Annotated in this window: 15 protein-coding genes; 8 read left to right on the top strand and 7 right to left on the bottom strand. The window is 22.3% G+C overall.

Features of this window, described 5'->3' with window-relative positions; all coding sequences use genetic code 11:
• Nucleotides 1-3: 3 nt before the first annotated feature.
• On the top strand, nucleotides 4-816 hold the full coding sequence (gene murI, locus H0H58_RS01060; RefSeq protein WP_185865198.1) for a glutamate racemase: 813 nt from the start codon (nucleotides 4-6) through the stop codon (nucleotides 814-816).
• On the opposite strand, the gene H0H58_RS01055 is transcribed toward murI, so the two are convergent.
• The 7 genes from H0H58_RS01055 to H0H58_RS01025 all read right to left on the bottom strand — a co-directional run bounded on the left by H0H58_RS01055 (nucleotide 813) and on the right by H0H58_RS01025 (nucleotide 9,810).
• Nucleotides 813-3,095, bottom strand: a complete 2,283-nt coding sequence (locus tag H0H58_RS01055; protein WP_185865197.1) for an NADP-dependent malic enzyme — start codon at nucleotides 3,093-3,095, stop codon at nucleotides 813-815. The genes murI and H0H58_RS01055 overlap by 4 nt on opposite strands.
• A gap of 27 nt (nucleotides 3,096-3,122) precedes the next feature.
• Entirely contained in the window at nucleotides 3,123-3,572 is a 450-nt protein-coding gene (locus H0H58_RS01050; RefSeq protein ID WP_185865196.1) for a FixH family protein, read from the bottom strand.
• 28 nt (nucleotides 3,573-3,600) lie between these two features.
• The gene (locus H0H58_RS01045) at nucleotides 3,601-4,488 is read right to left on the bottom strand and encodes a cbb3-type cytochrome c oxidase N-terminal domain-containing protein (protein ID WP_185865195.1); all 888 of its coding nucleotides are present in this window, start codon (nucleotides 4,486-4,488) and stop codon (nucleotides 3,601-3,603) included.
• Between the two features lie 187 nt (nucleotides 4,489-4,675).
• Complete coding sequence (ccoO, locus tag H0H58_RS01040; protein WP_238785162.1) at nucleotides 4,676-6,892, bottom strand: cytochrome-c oxidase, cbb3-type subunit II; 2,217 nt, start codon at nucleotides 6,890-6,892, stop codon at nucleotides 4,676-4,678.
• 21 nt (nucleotides 6,893-6,913) lie between these two features.
• Entirely contained in the window at nucleotides 6,914-7,111 is a 198-nt protein-coding gene (ccoS, locus tag H0H58_RS01035; protein ID WP_185865194.1) for a cbb3-type cytochrome oxidase assembly protein CcoS, read from the bottom strand.
• Nucleotides 7,112-7,127: 16 nt separating this feature from the next.
• Nucleotides 7,128-9,353, bottom strand: coding sequence for a heavy metal translocating P-type ATPase (locus H0H58_RS01030; protein WP_185865193.1), 2,226 nt, complete (start codon nucleotides 9,351-9,353; stop codon nucleotides 7,128-7,130).
• A gap of 49 nt (nucleotides 9,354-9,402) precedes the next feature.
• Nucleotides 9,403-9,810 carry a glycine cleavage system protein H gene (locus tag H0H58_RS01025; RefSeq protein WP_185865192.1) on the bottom strand — a complete coding sequence of 136 codons (408 nt, stop codon included), beginning with the start codon at nucleotides 9,808-9,810 and terminating at the stop codon, nucleotides 9,403-9,405.
• A gap of 402 nt (nucleotides 9,811-10,212) precedes the next feature.
• Between H0H58_RS01025 and H0H58_RS01020 the strand changes: the two genes are divergently transcribed.
• The 7 genes from H0H58_RS01020 to trpA are packed head-to-tail and all read left to right on the top strand — an operon-like array spanning nucleotide 10,213 to nucleotide 16,566.
• Nucleotides 10,213-11,661 carry an anthranilate synthase component I family protein gene (locus tag H0H58_RS01020; protein ID WP_185865191.1) on the top strand — a complete coding sequence of 483 codons (1,449 nt, stop codon included), beginning with the start codon at nucleotides 10,213-10,215 and terminating at the stop codon, nucleotides 11,659-11,661.
• Nucleotides 11,658-12,239: an anthranilate synthase component II gene (locus H0H58_RS01015; protein WP_185865190.1), complete on the top strand. Its 582-nt coding sequence runs from the start codon at nucleotides 11,658-11,660 to the stop codon at nucleotides 12,237-12,239. Before H0H58_RS01020 ends, H0H58_RS01015 begins: the two co-directional genes overlap by 4 nt.
• Complete coding sequence (gene trpD, locus H0H58_RS01010; protein WP_185865189.1) at nucleotides 12,232-13,224, top strand: anthranilate phosphoribosyltransferase; 993 nt, start codon at nucleotides 12,232-12,234, stop codon at nucleotides 13,222-13,224. Before H0H58_RS01015 ends, trpD begins: the two co-directional genes overlap by 8 nt.
• Entirely contained in the window at nucleotides 13,221-14,024 is an 804-nt protein-coding gene (locus H0H58_RS01005; protein ID WP_317168434.1) for an indole-3-glycerol phosphate synthase TrpC, read from the top strand. The genes trpD and H0H58_RS01005 overlap by 4 nt, the downstream gene beginning before the upstream one ends.
• Nucleotides 14,011-14,628, top strand: coding sequence for a phosphoribosylanthranilate isomerase (trpF, locus tag H0H58_RS01000; RefSeq protein ID WP_185865188.1), 618 nt, complete (start codon nucleotides 14,011-14,013; stop codon nucleotides 14,626-14,628). The genes H0H58_RS01005 and trpF overlap by 14 nt, the downstream gene beginning before the upstream one ends.
• Nucleotides 14,625-15,800: a tryptophan synthase subunit beta gene (gene trpB / locus H0H58_RS00995; protein ID WP_185865187.1), complete on the top strand. Its 1,176-nt coding sequence runs from the start codon at nucleotides 14,625-14,627 to the stop codon at nucleotides 15,798-15,800. The genes trpF and trpB overlap by 4 nt, the downstream gene beginning before the upstream one ends.
• On the top strand, nucleotides 15,793-16,566 hold the full coding sequence (gene trpA, locus H0H58_RS00990) for a tryptophan synthase subunit alpha (protein ID WP_185865186.1): 774 nt from the start codon (nucleotides 15,793-15,795) through the stop codon (nucleotides 16,564-16,566). Before trpB ends, trpA begins: the two co-directional genes overlap by 8 nt.
• Nucleotide 16,567 lies beyond the last annotated feature (1 nt).

The raw sequence follows: 16,567 nt of genomic DNA, 5'->3' as shown, positions 1-16,567 counted from the left end.
CATATGGATAAAAATAATCCAATAGGTATATTTGATTCCGGAATTGGAGGACTTCTTATAGCCAAAGAAATAAAAATTCAAATGCCTAATGAGTACTTTATTTACTTTGGAGATACTGGGAATATGCCTTATGGAGATAAATCAAAAAATTTTATTATAAAAAATGCAATCAAAATTGTTTCTTTTTTATATGAAAAAAAATGTAAAGCTTTAGTAATAGCATGTAATTCAATAACATCTAATGCTTTAAATATAATTTTAGAAAAATTTCAAAAAAAAATATTAATATTAAATGTAATAGATCCAGTAATAAAAAATAACATATTTTTGTATTCTAAAAGAATAGGAATTATAGCGACCCCTTCTACTATTCGTTCAAATTTTTATTTGAATGAAATAAAAAAATATTATCGTCATTTAGATATAATTCAATTATCCATTCCATTATTAGCTTTTTTTATAGAAAAAAATTTCCCTATAAAAAAAATAGAGAATTATATAATTAATTATTTAATTCATTTAAAATCAATATCAATAGATGTTTTAATATTAGCTTGCACTCATTATTTATACATATATGATTATATAAGAGATTTTTTTAATGGAAAGGTTCATTTATTAAATATACAAAAAATAGTAGCATTAGAAATAAAAAAAAAATTAAAAGAAAATCGATTATTATTATTAATTGATAAAAATAAAAATTATAAAAATAAAGTTCCAATTTTTTATACATCTAGTTTTAATAGATTTTTTCAAAAAAAAATTAAAATTTTATTTGGAAAAAATTTTTATTTAAAAAATGAAAATATTTAATCATTTCTTATTTGCGCATCAATTACAGCTATTGTAGTTAAATTTATTATTTCTTCTATATTTGATTGCATTTGCATAACATGAGCGGGTTTTTTTATTCCTATCATAATAGGACCTATAGTTTGAATTTCTCCTAATCCTCTAATAAATTTATAGGTTAAATTACTAGATTCTAAATTTGGAAAAATAAATATATTTGTTTGTTTTTTTACAAGTTTTGAAAAAGGAAATTTACTTGCTAATAAAAATTCATTTAAAGCAAAATCAGGTTGTATTTCCCCATCTACTATTAGATTTGGATAATTTTTATGTAAAAAAGATACGGTTTTAGAAACTTTAGATGATGTTTCTAAATCTGAATTAGAAGAAAAATTTTTAAAGGATAACATTGCTATATTTGGATCTATATCAAATTTCTTTACTAGAGAAGAAGTCATTAAAGCAATTTTAGCTAATTCTTCACTAGTAGGATTAGGAATTACAGCAGTATCTGCTAAAAATAATGGACCTCGTTTAGTTAATAATATTATCATTCCAAAAACCTTATAATTATTATTTTTTTTTCCTATAATTTTTAATATAGGACGTATACTTAAAGAAAAATTTCTAGAATAACCTGTAATTAATAGATCTGCTTCTTTTTGATCTAACATCATAGATCCGAAATAATCGTTATTTTTCATACGAATTTTTGATTCATGTAATGTTAATCCTTTTCTATTTCTTCTTTTCCAAAGAATTTTTGCATAATGTTCAACCCTATATTTATTTTTTTCTTCTTCCGGATCTACTATAGTAAATTTTACATCTAATTTATTTTTAGATATTAAATCTTTAATACGTTTTTTATTGCCTAAAATTATAGGAGAATGAATTATTCCTTCTTCATTAAGAATTTGAATTGATTTTAAAATATTGTATTCTTCTCCATCGCAAAATATAACTTTTTTTGGATTTGTTCGGGCTCTATTTTGTATCATTCTCAATATTTTATTTTCATATCCCATTCTATCTAAAAGAGATTCTTTATAAACTTTCCAATTTGATATTATATTTCTTGCTACTCCTGTTTTTATAGCTGCCTTAGCTACAGCTGGTGTAACATGAGTGATTAATCTATTATCAAATGGTTTAGGAATAATATATTCTTTTCCAAAAGAAATATTTTTTTTGTTATAAACAATATTAACTTGTTCTGGAACTGGTTCTTTTGCTAAAGATGCAATAGCGTAAACTGCAGCTAATTTCATTTCGTCATTTATAATACTAGCTTGAACATCTAATGCCCCTCTAAAAATATAAGGAAATCCTAAAACATTATTAACTTGATTAGGATAATCACTTCTTCCAGTAGCGATAATTACATCAGGACGTATTTTTTTAGCTAAATTATATTCTATCTCTGGATCAGGATTCGCCATTGCAAAAACAATAGGGTTTTTAGCCATATTTTTTAACATATCATTGGTTAATACACCACCTGTAGATAATCCAATAAATACATCTGCATTTATTATTGCTTCTTCTAACTTCTGAAATGGCATAAAAATATCAATGGAAAATTCCTTTTTTTCTTTATTTAAATCATTTCTTGAATCATGCAATAATCCTTTACTATCAAACATAAGAATATTATTTGGATTAACTCCAAGTTTTTTATATATTCTTGTACAAGAAATTGCGGCTGCACCAGCCCCATTTACTATCATTTTTATATTACGTATATCTTTTTTTACATAATCTATTGCATTTAAAAGCGCAGCACCTGAAATAATTGCTGTTCCATCTTGATCATCATGCATTACAGGAATATCCAAATCTTTTTTTAACCTTTTTTCTATTTCAAAAGCTTCTGGAGCTTTAATATCCTCTAAATTAATTCCACCAAATGTAGGGGATATAGATTTTACAATTTCTATAAATTTTTCTGGATTAGATTCATTGATTTCTATATCAAATACATCAATTCCAGAAAATATTTTGAATAAAAGGGATTTTCCTTCCATTACTGGTTTAGAAGCTAATGCTCCAATATTTCCTAGTCCTAATACAGCTGATCCATTAGTAATTACTGCTACTAGATTCCCTTTTGAAGTATATTTATAAACTTTGTTAAAATCTTTAGCTATTTCTTTACAAGGTTCAGCTACACCTGGAGAATAAGCAAGTGATAAGTATTTTTGGTTGTTATAATTTTTAGTTGGAGTAATTTTTATTTTTCCTGCAGGAAATTTACTATGATAGTCTAAAGATTCTTCACGAATAGTATTTTTTTTCATATTATTTTATTATAGATTTTTTAAATTCTAATAGTTCCAGAATAATTCTTTTTCTATAAAATATCTTTTTTTATTACCATCATTCCATCGAATTATAATTTTATAATATCCTTTTACTAAAAATTTTTTTGGGATAAATAATTTTTTATCTGACATTTTACATAGATTAAAATATTTTGTAAAATCTAAATTTTTAGAAGAGAATCTAAATAAAGTAACAAAACCCTTTCCATTGGAAAATGGAAACCTAATTACAATTCCAGAATTAGTAGCAAAAATATTTATTTTTTTTGAAATTTTTAATGCATTTTTTTTCTCATCTATAATTTTTTGATATTTGATTTCTTCTTCATAATAATTATTTGAAATTAATTGACTTTTTACATTTGGAAAAAAAAATGCAACATAAATAATAAAAGTCATGAAAATTATTATAGAAGATAAAATTACAATTTCGCAAAGTAATTTTTTTTTCATAAACTAAAATAAAATATTTTTTAATAAATTATTTGGAATGTTTCCATTCTAAAATTTCTTTTCCTTGAGGTTTTTTTTGTTTTAAAGGTTTTTTTAAATTTTGGTTTATAAAATAAACATAACTAGATATTTTTTCAATATCATTACCTTTAATTTCTCCTGATTTGCCAAAAGCACGCATAGTTGGATTTTTTTCACTACCATTCCATATTATGGAAAATATATTTTTATATAAATCTTTTTCTACGGTATTTATCCAATAATTATCTGTTAAATTTGGACCTATATTTCCACTTCCATCTGATTGATGACAAGTAGAACAATTTTCTTTAAAAAGAATTTTTCCATCTTCAATTAATTCCTTTTTAAAATAAGAATTCTCTATCGATGCTTGGGGCTTTTTTTTTTCAAAAATTTCAATTTTTTTCAATTGTTCTTTATAAGCTGTCTTATATTCTCTATAAGGATTAGAATAATCTAAAAAAATAAAAGAAAAAAAATAAATTATTGAAATAGCAATAGTAATATAAAATAAATGTAACCACCATATTGGTATATCATTATCTAATTCTAAAATACCATCGAATCCATGATCTATTTTTTTTATTTTATCATTGTATTTTTTTGGATCATGAAATATAAATCTATAAATACTATAAAAATAATTACCATCATTTTTATCAAGTATATTTTTTCTTGTTTTTTCTGGAATAGATTCTATTTTTTTCTTAAAGATTAAATTATTAATGAATTCTAAAATTATTAACAATATTACTATTATAAAAAAGAAAAGTATAGTAATAGGATGGGTAATATATAATAATTGATTATAACTTTGAAAAAAAACATAAGACATAAATATTATGATAGAAAAAGAACTAGGTATCATAATTAAAGAAGAAATTTTAGATCTCATAATTAATAGTCGTTTTCTTTATCATCGATTGGCATTACTTTATTATTGTCATAATATTTTTTTGGTTTAGAAAAAATAAAAAATAAAATAAAAGAAAAACTTAAAAAAAATATTATTAACATAATTGATTGAAAAATACCTATATTCCTTTCGCCTATAAAATAATTTTTGAAAAAACTCATTATTTTTATGATTTTATATCTGTACCTATTCTTTGTAAATAAGCTATTACTGCTATAATTTCCCTATCCTCCAAAGGAATGAAATCTTCTTTTTCTATTTTTTCTTGTTGAAGTATTTCTATTTTTATATTAGGAAATTCTTTATAAATTTCTGATACAATTTTATGTGATTGTATATCCATATCTTCATTATATTTTTTTAAATACTTAGGGTTATACGGAACACCTAATCTAATCATAGATTTTATTTTATTATATGTATTCGATTTGTCTAATTTATTATATATTAGCCATGGATATGCTGGCATTATAGACCCTGAAGAAGTAGATCTTGGATTATATAAATGGTTGTAATGCCAAGAACTAGGATTTTTTCCTCCTTCTCTAGCTAAATCTGGACCAGTCCTCTTAGATCCCCATAAAAATGGATGATCATATACAAATTCTCCAGCTTTAGAATATTCTCCGTAACGTACTACCTCATCTCTAAATGGACGTACTTGTGCACTATGACAAGAATTACAACCTTCTCTAACGAATAGATCTCTACCTTCTAATTCAAGTGCTGTATAAGGTTTTACATTATGAATGGTAGGAACATTAGATTTTATTACTATAGTTGGAATAATTTCAATTAATCCTCCAATAGCTACTGCTAAAAAAGATAATATTGTCATTTGTATAGGTTTTTTTTCCAACCAATTATGAAAATTATCTATTTTTTCTTCCGTTTTATAGTAATTCTTATAAAAGAATCTTTCATTATTTATAAATGAACCATGTTTTATAGTTATAAAAATATTATAAACCATTACAATAAACCCTAATAGATAAATAGCACCACCTAAAAATCTTGCTCTATAAAAAGGAATAATGGATATAACAGAATCTAAAAAATTTTTGTATTTTAAAGTTCCATCAGGATTAAACTCTTTCCACATTGAAGATTGCAAAATTGAACTAAAATACATAGGAAATATGTATAATATTAAACCTACAATACCTAACCAAAAATGTATATTTACTAACAATTTAGAATATAATTTTGTATTCCATAATTTTTGAGTTATCCAATAAATAACTCCAAAAGCCATAAAACCATTCCATCCTAGAGTTCCTAAGTGAACATGAGCAATTATCCAATCAGTAAAATGAGCAATTGAATTTAAAGTTTTGGTAGCTAACATAGGACCTTCAAAAGTAGCTAATCCATAACAAATAATTCCAACTAAAAAAAATTTTAATATAGGATTTTCATAAAATTGTTTCCAAGCACTTCTTAGAGTTAAAAGTCCATTTAACATACCACCCCAAGAAGGAGCAATTAACATAATTGAAAATATTGTACCTAACATTTGTGCCCAATTTGGTAAAGAAGTATACATCAAATGATGGGGACCAGCCCATATATAAATAAATATTAGAGACCAAAAATGAATAATAGAAAGTTTATAAGAAAATATTGGCTGATTAGAAGCTTTAGGAACAAAATAATACATTAATCCTAATATAGGAGTAGTTAAAATAAAAGCCACAGCATTATGTCCATACCACCATTGCATTAATGCATCTTGAACACCAGCATATATAGAATAACTTTTAAAAGAAAATACCGATATAGGAAGTTCTAAATTATTAAATAAATGCAGCATAGCAACAGACACCCAAGTCCCCAATAAAAACCAAATACTTACATATAAATGTTTTACTTTTCTATTCAAAATACTTCCAATCATATTCACTCCATAAATAATCCATATGAATAATAAAATTATATCTAGAGGCCATTCATGTTCAGCATATTCTTTGCTAGTATTTATTCCTAATAAAAAAGTTATCCAAGTAGAAATAATAAATAATTGCCATCCCCAAAAATGGATCCAACTCAAAACATCACTAAATATCCTTGTTTTCAATAAACGTTGTAAAGAATAATAGTATCCTGTAAAAATTATATTTCCTACAAAAGCAAATATAGCAGTATTAGTATGTATCATTCTCCACCTTCCAAATCCAAAAATACCTTGAGTATTTTTTAATTGATTTCCAAAAGTTAATTCAGGTAATTTTGGAAAAAATAATAATAATGCTACAAAAAGTCCAGCTAAAATTCCTAAAAAAGCCCAAAATATTGTAGCATATAAAAAAGCTTTAACAATACTATTATTATAATAATTTTTTAATTTAATAGTATTAGAAGTAATATTTTTATTAAAATTCATTAAAATAATGATTAAATTTTTCTAATTATTTACTTTCATATTATTAATATCTTTGTTAAGATCAATATTTTTTATATCATCATTATCATTCATTAAAATTCTAATTTTTGAAGTTTCAAAATCATCAAATTGACCAGAATAAATGCTAATTAAAAAAAATATTAAAAAAAAAATACTTAATGAAATGCTGGATAATATCATTATAATTATTATATCCATATAGACATAAGTTATGTTAAAAAGTAAATTTTTTTGAAATTATTCTAGTAGATATAATGGAAAAAATAATAACAGAAAAAGAACTAATTGGCATTAATATAGAAGATATTAAAGGATTTAATTTTCCAGTTATTGCAAATATAAGTCCTATACTATTATAAAATAAACTAATTGTAAAATTAATCATTACTAGTATTGAAGATATTCTAGATATTTTTAAATATAAATAAATTTTATCTAAAAAATTCGATTGAAGAAAAGCATCACAACTAGGAAAAAAACTAGTAGGATTATCTGAAACCGCAATTCCAATTTCACTTTGATTTAATGCAGCACAATCATTAATACCATCTCCAAACATAATTATTTTCATTCCTTTTTCTTGTAATTTTTTAATATAAATTAATTTATCATTAGGATTTTGATTAAATAATATTTTACTTTTTTTAGGTAAAATTGATTTTATATATTTTCTTTCTATTTCATTATTATCTCCAGATAATATCACTATATTATAATTTTTTAATTGATGGAATAATTTTTTTATTCCTTTACGATAATAATTCCTAAATATAAATGATCCTATAAATTTATTATTGATGGAAATAGCTACTAATGTTTGGTTATCTAGATTAGATAATCCTAAATATTTAGGAGAACCTATTTTGATAGGTATATTATTAATTGTACATTCTAATCCTTTGCCTAAAATCTCTTTAAATTTTTTTACAGAATAAAATTTATTTATGTTTAGTTTAGATAAAATTTTTTGACTTAATGGATGAGAAGAATTATTTAATAAAGATGCAATCATTTTTTTTTCTTCAAAATTAATTTTTCCATTAAAATTAATTATTTCTTTATTAGGATCTGTTAAAGTTCCAGTTTTGTCAAAAACTAATGTATTCATAGAAGAAATTTTTTCCATGATAAATATATCTTTTATATAAAATCCTTTTTTAGAAAAAAATTTTATAATATTTCCAAATATTAATGGAGATGATAGAATTAATGCACAAGGGCAAGTAATAATCAAAATTGAAAATATAGTTTGAAATATTTTATAAAAATTTTTTTGAAAAAACCAATAAAATCCATTTATTATGGAAATAAAAATAACAAATGGAATGAAATATTTGCTAAAAGTATTAGTAATGGATTCTAAGTAAAATTTTTTTTGGTTTCTATTTTTTTTACTGGATTTCCATAACATACTTAAATAACTATGATCTACATTTTTGATAACTTTTAAGTAAATGGCACTACCTTTTTGTTTGGATCCAGCATAAATTTTATCTCCTATTTTTTTATTTATTAAATAGGATTCACCTGTAATAAAACTAGAATCTAATATTGCTTTTCCTTTAATTAATAATGAATCAACAGGAATTATTTCTTCATTTCGGATTAAAATTACATCTCCTTCTTTTAAAGAGGATAAAAATACTTTTTTTTCTTTTTTTTGAAAAATTTTAGTAATTAATATAGGATAGAAATATTTATAATTTTTATTAAAAGAAAAAATTTTTTTATGTGTATGAATCTGAAATATTTTGCTTATTAATATAAATAAATAAAAACTAGCTAAACTATCAAAATAACCTGGTCCAATATCATAAATAATTTCATAAATACTCCATAAAAAAAGTACGGTAATTCCAATAAAAATAGATAAATCTATATTGATAATATTTCTTTTAATTCCTTCTATTGCACATTTTAAATATTCTGTAATAGATAATAATGCGATAGGTAAAGCTAAAATTAGCATAATATAACGAAAAAAATAATGATTATTAATATACCATGGATCATTAATAGCTCCTAAATATTCTGGAATTGCTAATATCATAATATTACCAAAACAGAAGAAAGAAATTGCTAATTTTCCTAATAATTTTCTATTATTAATAATTGTTTTTTTTTTTGATTGAATAAATTCAAATGATCCTAAATCAATAGAAGGTGGATATCCTATTTTTTCTAAAAGTTTTGCTAAATCACTTAATTTTAATTCAACATTATTTATTGTTATCCAAATTGTTTTATTAATAATATCTACATTAGAATTTAAAATACCTTTATGAATAGTTGGTAATTTTTCTAAAATTAATACACAAGAACTACAATGAATAGAAGGAATTAAAAAATGTACTTTAGTAATTTCTTTGTGATGAAAATCAACTATTTTTTCAAAAATTTTTTTTTCATCTAGAAAATCATAAGATATATTTTTTTTCATATTTCATTTCATGATTTGATAAATCAATATTAAAAAAATGATTCCATAATTATATTTTCAAATATTTTTCATATTCTATTAAGGACATTAATGTATTATATTCATCAATATTTTTAATTTGTATTTTTATAATCCAATTTTCATATGGATTTTTATTAATTAATTCTGGATTAGATAAAGTTTTTTTATTGATATCAAGTATGGTACAAGAAATAGGAATAAATAAATCCGAAACAGTTTTTACTGCTTCTATTGTTCCAAAAATTTCTCCTTCTTTCATGTTTTTTTTGACAATTGATTTTTCAATATCAATAAAAATAATATCGCCTAATTCTTTTTGAGCAAATAAACTAACTCCTACATAAGCTTCTATTTTTTTATTATCATCAATTTTATGAATATTAATGATACCTACCCATTCATGATTTTTACTATATTTTAAATTATTAGGATTCATTGTAAGTAACTTGAAAACAAATATAATTTAATAATTTTTTTATGAAAAAAATTCAATAATTGAAATAAATTTTTACAACTTAATAATTAAGTAATTTTATTAAATTAAATGAGATAAAAAATTTGTATATTTGTTTTATATATTTGCATATAATTAAATAAGGTAAATGTAATTAATTTAACAAAAATTATATAGTTTATATATATATTTAGTTAATGTTTTTTAACTATTTATTTAGAAAATAGAAAACATTTTAATGAAAATTAAATTGAAAATAAATCTATCAATCTAATCTAGAATATTATTCAACTAAAATAAATATAAATAATCTTTGATTATACAAAACAAAATCAGTTTTTGTTGTCATCATTATTTATTTTAATGAAAAAATGCAACAATATAATGTTGAAATTTAATTTTAAAACTATTCAGAAAAAAATACTGAGTGATAGTACTACACCAGTAGAATTATATTTAAAGTTGAGAGATGTATTTCCAAATACATTATTATTAGAATTTTCTAGTTGCTATTATTACAATAACAACAAAAAATTTAATAGTCCACAAGAAAATTCCTCTATTATTTGTATTAATCCAATATCTGAATTGATTTTGGAACAAGATGTATTGAAAATATCATATCCGAATAACGTTACTAAACATATTTTTATAAATGATAAATTTAATGTTAATAATATAATACAAAATTATTTTGAAAATTTTCAAAATAAATGTGAATTTAGTAATGATTTTATCAATTATTATATTGGTTTATATGGATATATATCGTATGATAGCATTCAATATTTTGAAAAAATAAAATTTTATGTTCCAATAAAAAAATTTCATGATTTACCTAAAATAAGATTAGGTTTTTATAAGAATTTGGTAATATTTAATCATTCCTATAATGAACTTTATATAGTTGAACACCAATTTCAAAATACTGAAGAAAAAACTTACATAGATCAATTAGTTAAATTGATAGAAAAAAGGAATTTTCATTTTTTTCCATTTAGTACTGTAGACTATATAACTTCTAATCTTACAGATAATGAATATATAAGAATGGTATCGAAAGGAATAAATGCGTGTTTAAGAGGGAATGTTTTCCAAATAGTATTATCTCGTCAGTTTCAACAAAAATTTAAAGGAGATGAATTTAATGTTTATAGAGCTTTACGATTTATTAATCCCTCTCCTTATCTTTTTTATTTTGATTATGGATACTATAAAATATTCGGATCTTCTCCAGAATCACAATTAGTTATATATAATAATATTGCTTATATAAATCCTATAGCAGGTACAATTAAAAGATCAAATGAAAGTAATAATGATCAATTATCTCAAAATCTTAGTAAAGATCCCAAAGAAAATGCTGAACATGTTATGTTAGTAGATTTAGCTAGAAATGATTTAAGTAAAAATTCTTCTAATGTAAAAGTAGATTTTTTAAAAAAAATTCAAAAATTTTCTCATGTTTTGCATATGGTTTCTCAAGTTTCTGGAGAAATAGATAAAAATATATCCATTATAAAAATATTTACAGATACATTTCCATCTGGTACACTTTCAGGTGCTCCTAAATATAAAGCAATGGAATTAATTGATAAAATAGAAAATCAAAATAGAGGAGTATACGGAGGGGCTATAGGTTTATTTGGAATAAATAATTCATTTCTAAATACTGCTATTATAATTAGATCTTTTATTAGTAAAAATAATACTCTTTTTTTTCAAGCAGGTGCAGGAATAGTTTCAAATTCAAAAGAAAGAAAAGAATTAGAAGAAGTAGATAATAAATTAATGGCATTATTTAAATCTATAGATTTAGCTAAAAATATATGATGAATAAAATATTAATTTTAGATAATTATGATTCTTTTACCTATAATCTTGTATATACTGTAAAAAAATACACTAAAAATTTTGTTCAAGTATGTAGAAATAATGAAATTGATCTTGCAGATATAGAAAAATATAATAAAATTATATTATCTCCAGGACCAGGTATTCCTAATGAAGCTAATATTTTAAAACCTTTAATTAAGAATTTTGCTTCTACTAAAAGTATTTTTGGAGTTTGTCTAGGACAACAAGCTATAGGGGAGGTGTTTGGAGCGACTCTACTTAATACTAAAAAGGTTTATCATGGGATATCTAGTTTTATAAAAATTGTAGATCCAAAAGAAATAATATTTAAAAAAATTCCGAATAAAATTCAAGTAGGACGTTATCATTCTTGGATAATTTCTCCATATAATTTTCCAAAAGAGCTTCAAATAACAGCTATCGGAAATAATGGAGAAATTATGGCTTTACGCCATAAAATTTATGATGTACGTGGCGTACAATTTCATCCAGAATCGATTTTAACACCATATGGAGAAAAAATAATATGTAATTGGTTAAATAAAAATGAATAGAGTGTTAGAACGTCTTTTTTTAGAAGAAACTTTAACAAAAAATGAAGCTAAAAAATTAATAATAGATATTTCAAAAGGAAAAATCAATGATGTTCAAATAATTGCAATAGCTTCAATTTATAATATGAGAAATCCAACAATAGAAGAATTATTAGGTTTTTATCAAGCTATGAATGATTTATCTATTAAAGTTAATCTAAAAGAATTTAATGCAATTGATATTGTTGGAACTGGTGGAGATCAAAAAAATACATTTAATATTTCTACGATTGCCAGTTTTATTGTAGCAGGAGCTGGAGAAAAAGTAATAAAACATGGTAATTTCAGTTCGTCATCTATAACTGGATCATCCAATATATTTGAAGAATTAGGATATAATTTTACGAATAAAGAAGAAGAATTAAAAAATCAATTAAATAAAGTAGGATTTTGTTATTTACATGCACCTATGTTTCATCCTATTTTAAATAAAATATCTATTAATAGAAAAAAATTTGGAACTAGGACGATTTTTAATGCTCTTGGTCCATTATTAAATCCAGCCAATATTAAAAATTTACTATTAGGAGTTAATAGTTTAGAATTAGCAAGAATGTATAATTATTTATATCAAAATATAGAAAATAATTATGCTATTATTCATAGTTTAGATGGATATGATGAGATAACACTGACCAGTCATGTAAAATGTTATACTAAACAAAATGAAAGATATTATTATATAGAAGAATTGAATAAGAATAAAATAATAATCAATCCAAATGATTTAATAGGAGGAAAAAATATAAAAGAAAATATTAAAATTTTTATAAATATTTTATCTGGTGAAGGAACCGTTACTCAAACGGAAGTAGTTTTGATAAATGCCACATTTGCATTGAATTTATTAAATTCTAATGATTTTGATACTAATTATAGTAAAGCAAAATATTCTTTAGAAAGTGGAAATGCTAAAAAAATTCTTAGAAACTTATTAAGTTTATGATAAATATTATTGAAAAAATAGTTCATAAAAAAAAAAAAGAAATAAAAAAAAAAAAAAATTCTATATCTATAAAAAAATTAGAAAATAGTTCTTTTTTTAGAAGAGATATACTATCATTAAAAAAAAATATAGAAAATAGTAAGTATGGAATTATTGCTGAATTTAAATTAAAATCTCCATCTAAGGGAATTATAAATTCAAATTCTTCATTAGAAGAAGTAATAAAAGGATATGAAGCTGCAAAAGTAAGTGGAATATCTATTTTAACAGATTATCATTTTTTAGGATCTAATGAAAATATAAAAAAATCACGATATTTAATTTCTATTCCTATTTTAAGAAAAGATTTTATTATTGATGAATATCAAGTTATTGAATCTAAATCTATAGGATCTGATGCTATTTTATTAATAGCAAATATTCTTTCTTTAAAAGAAATAAAAAATTTATCTAAAATTGCAAAATCTATTGGATTAGAAGTAATATTAGAAATTCATAATGAAAACGAAATAGAAAAAATCACCGATGATATAGATTTAATAGGAATTAATAATCGTAATTTAAAATCTTTTATAGTAAATGAAAATAATTGTCTAGAATTATATTCAAAAATTCCTAATAGTTATATAAAAATTGCAGAAAGTGGAATAAATAATGTAGAAAATATTTTTAAATATAAAAAAGTAGGATTTAAAGGTTTTTTAATTGGAGAATATTTTATGAAACATAAAAATCCAGGAAAAATGTGTAAAATTTTTATGAATTCATTAGAAAGATTTTATCAAAATGAAATACAATAAATCTCTTAAAATTAAAATATGTGGATTAAAATATGATATAGTAGAAATATCCGATTTAAATCCTGATTTTCTAGGATTTATTTTTTATTCAAAATCTCCAAGATTCTTTAGCAAGAATTTTATAATTCCAAAATTAAAAAAAGAAATTTTTAAAACTGGAATTTTTGTTAATGAAACCATTGAAAATATTATGAATATAAGTTATAATAACAAATTAGATTTTATCCAATTACATGGAAATGAAAGTCCATTTTTTTGTAAAAAATTATTTGATAAAGGATTCAGAATCATTAAAAGTTTTAAAATAAATAATTCATTTATAATGAAAACTTTATCAAGTTATATTCCTTTTTGTTCTTATTTTTTATTTGATAATAATGGTGGTAGTGGAAAAAAATTTTGTTGGAATATACTTAAAAAGTATAATTTTGATATTCCATTTTTTTTGAGTGGTGGCATTAGTAGTAAAGATTTAAAAAAAATAAAAGAATTTAATCATCCTAAAATTTTTGGTATAGATATTAACAGTAAATTTGAAATATATCCCGGTAAAAAAAATAAAGAAATGATAAAATCTTTTATAGAAAAAATAAAAAAAATATGAAATATTTTGTTGATGATGATGGATTTTACGGAAAATTTGGAGGGTCGTTTGTTCCAGAAATGTTATATAATAATTTAAAAGAACTACAAATAAATTATAAAAGTTTTATTAAAAGTAAATATTTTCAGATTACTTTTAATGAAATTTTAAAAAATTATGTAGGCAGACCATCTCCATTATTTTTTTCAAAAAAATATTCTAAAAAATATCAGGCAAATATCTATTTTAAAAGAGAAGATTTAAATCATACTGGATCACATAAAATTAATAATACAATAGGACAAGGATTATTTGCTGTTAAATTGGGGAAAAAAAAAATTATTGCTGAAACAGGAGCAGGACAACATGGAATAGCAGTAGCTACTACTTGTGCACTAATGAATTTAGAATGTATTATTTTTATGGGAAAAAATGATATGTGTAGGCAATCATCTAATGTACTTAAGATGAAAGCTATTGGAGCAAAAATTATTCCTGTTTATAGTGGAAATAAAACACTTAAGGATGCAGTGAATGAATCAATTCGTTATTGGATTAATCATATTGAAAGTTATTATTTAATTGGATCTACTGTAGGACCTCATCCATATCCTCAAATGGTAGCTGATTTTCAGTCAATTATAAGTAAAGAAATTGAAATTCAATTAAAAGAATATGGACATTCATATCCTAATTATATAATTAGTTGTATAGGCGGAGGGAGTAATGCCGCTGGATCTTTTTATCATTTTTTAACTAATAAATCAGTAAAGCTTATAGCTGTAGAAGCAGCTGGTTTAGGAATAAAAACAAATAAAAATTCAGCATCTATATCTTGTGGTTCAATGGGGATACTACATGGTAGCATGACTTATCTTCTACAAGATGAATATGGTCAAGTATTACCAGCTTATTCAATTTCACCTGGATTAGATTATCCTGGTATTGGTCCAATGCATGCAAATTTATTTGTAAAAAAAAGAGTAAAATTTTTACATTCTACAGATGTAGAAGCTATAAATTCTGGATTTGAATTAATTAGATTAGAAGGGATAATTCCAGCATTAGAGACGGCTCATGCATTAGCTTCTTTAAAAAAGATTTCATTTAAAAAAGATGATGTAGTTGTTTTAACTTTATCGGGAAGAGGAGATAAAGATATTGATATTTATAATAAATTTCTAAATGAATAATAATAGCATATATAATCTTTTTAAAAAGAAAAAGAAAAATATACTATGTATCTATTTTACATCGGGTTTTCCAGAAATTGATAGTACCCCTAAAATAATTAAAATATTACAAAAATTACCGGTAGATTTAATAGAAATAGGGATCCCGTATTCTGATCCTTTAGCAGATGGGGCTATTATACAAAATAGTAATAAAGTTTCATTAAAAAATGGAATGAATATATCTTTATTATTTTCACAAATAAAAAAAATAAAAAATTTTATTAAAAAACCTATTATTTTAATGGGGTATTTTAATCAATTTTATAAATTTGGAGAAATAAAATTTTTAAAATCTTGTAAAGAACTAAATATATCCGGATTAATATTCCCTGATCTTCCAATAAAAATTTTTTTAGAAAAATATAAAATTATTTTTAAAAAGTATTCAATTCCACTAATTCTATTAGTGACTCCATCTACTATTAAATCTAGAATTCAAACAATTAGTAATATTTCTGATGGATTTTTATATTTAGTTTCTTCAAATTCTACTACAGGTAAAGTAAATGATTTTGATAACAAACAAATATCATTTTTTAAAAAAATTCAAAAATTACCTATAAATATTCCTAAATTAATCGGTTTCGGAATAAAAGATAAAAATAGTTTTTATTTATCTTGTAAATATGCAAATGGGGGGATAATTGGAAGTTCTTTTATAGAAGCCATAAAAAAAGAAGATTTAGAAAATAGTATAAATAATTATATTAAACTTATTCGATAAA

The sequence above is a fragment of the Blattabacterium cuenoti genome, from assembly GCF_014251775.1.
Classification (GTDB): domain Bacteria; phylum Bacteroidota; class Bacteroidia; order Flavobacteriales; family Blattabacteriaceae; genus Blattabacterium; species Blattabacterium cuenoti_H.
This window is presented reverse-complemented; position numbering and strand designations above follow the sequence as displayed.

Excerpts from the sequence above, each read along its gene's own strand:
- murI (WP_185865198.1), top strand. The coding sequence starts at position 4 with ATGGATAAAAATAATCCAATAGGTATATTTGATTCCGGAATTGGAGGA.
- H0H58_RS01055 (WP_185865197.1), bottom strand. The coding sequence starts at position 3,095 with ATGAAAAAAAATACTATTCGTGAAGAATCTTTAGACTATCATAGTAAA.
- H0H58_RS01050 (WP_185865196.1), bottom strand. The coding sequence starts at position 3,572 with ATGAAAAAAAAATTACTTTGCGAAATTGTAATTTTATCTTCTATAATA.
- H0H58_RS01045 (WP_185865195.1), bottom strand. The coding sequence starts at position 4,488 with ATGAGATCTAAAATTTCTTCTTTAATTATGATACCTAGTTCTTTTTCT.
- ccoO (WP_238785162.1), bottom strand. The coding sequence starts at position 6,892 with ATGAATTTTAATAAAAATATTACTTCTAATACTATTAAATTAAAAAAT.
- ccoS (WP_185865194.1), bottom strand. The coding sequence starts at position 7,111 with ATGGATATAATAATTATAATGATATTATCCAGCATTTCATTAAGTATT.
- H0H58_RS01030 (WP_185865193.1), bottom strand. The coding sequence starts at position 9,353 with ATGAAAAAAAATATATCTTATGATTTTCTAGATGAAAAAAAAATTTTT.
- H0H58_RS01025 (WP_185865192.1), bottom strand. The coding sequence starts at position 9,810 with ATGAATCCTAATAATTTAAAATATAGTAAAAATCATGAATGGGTAGGT.
- H0H58_RS01020 (WP_185865191.1), top strand. The coding sequence starts at position 10,213 with ATGTTGAAATTTAATTTTAAAACTATTCAGAAAAAAATACTGAGTGAT.
- H0H58_RS01015 (WP_185865190.1), top strand. The coding sequence starts at position 11,658 with ATGATGAATAAAATATTAATTTTAGATAATTATGATTCTTTTACCTAT.
- trpD (WP_185865189.1), top strand. The coding sequence starts at position 12,232 with ATGAATAGAGTGTTAGAACGTCTTTTTTTAGAAGAAACTTTAACAAAA.
- H0H58_RS01005 (WP_317168434.1), top strand. The coding sequence starts at position 13,221 with ATGATAAATATTATTGAAAAAATAGTTCATAAAAAAAAAAAAGAAATA.
- trpF (WP_185865188.1), top strand. The coding sequence starts at position 14,011 with ATGAAATACAATAAATCTCTTAAAATTAAAATATGTGGATTAAAATAT.
- trpB (WP_185865187.1), top strand. The coding sequence starts at position 14,625 with ATGAAATATTTTGTTGATGATGATGGATTTTACGGAAAATTTGGAGGG.
- trpA (WP_185865186.1), top strand. The coding sequence starts at position 15,793 with ATGAATAATAATAGCATATATAATCTTTTTAAAAAGAAAAAGAAAAAT.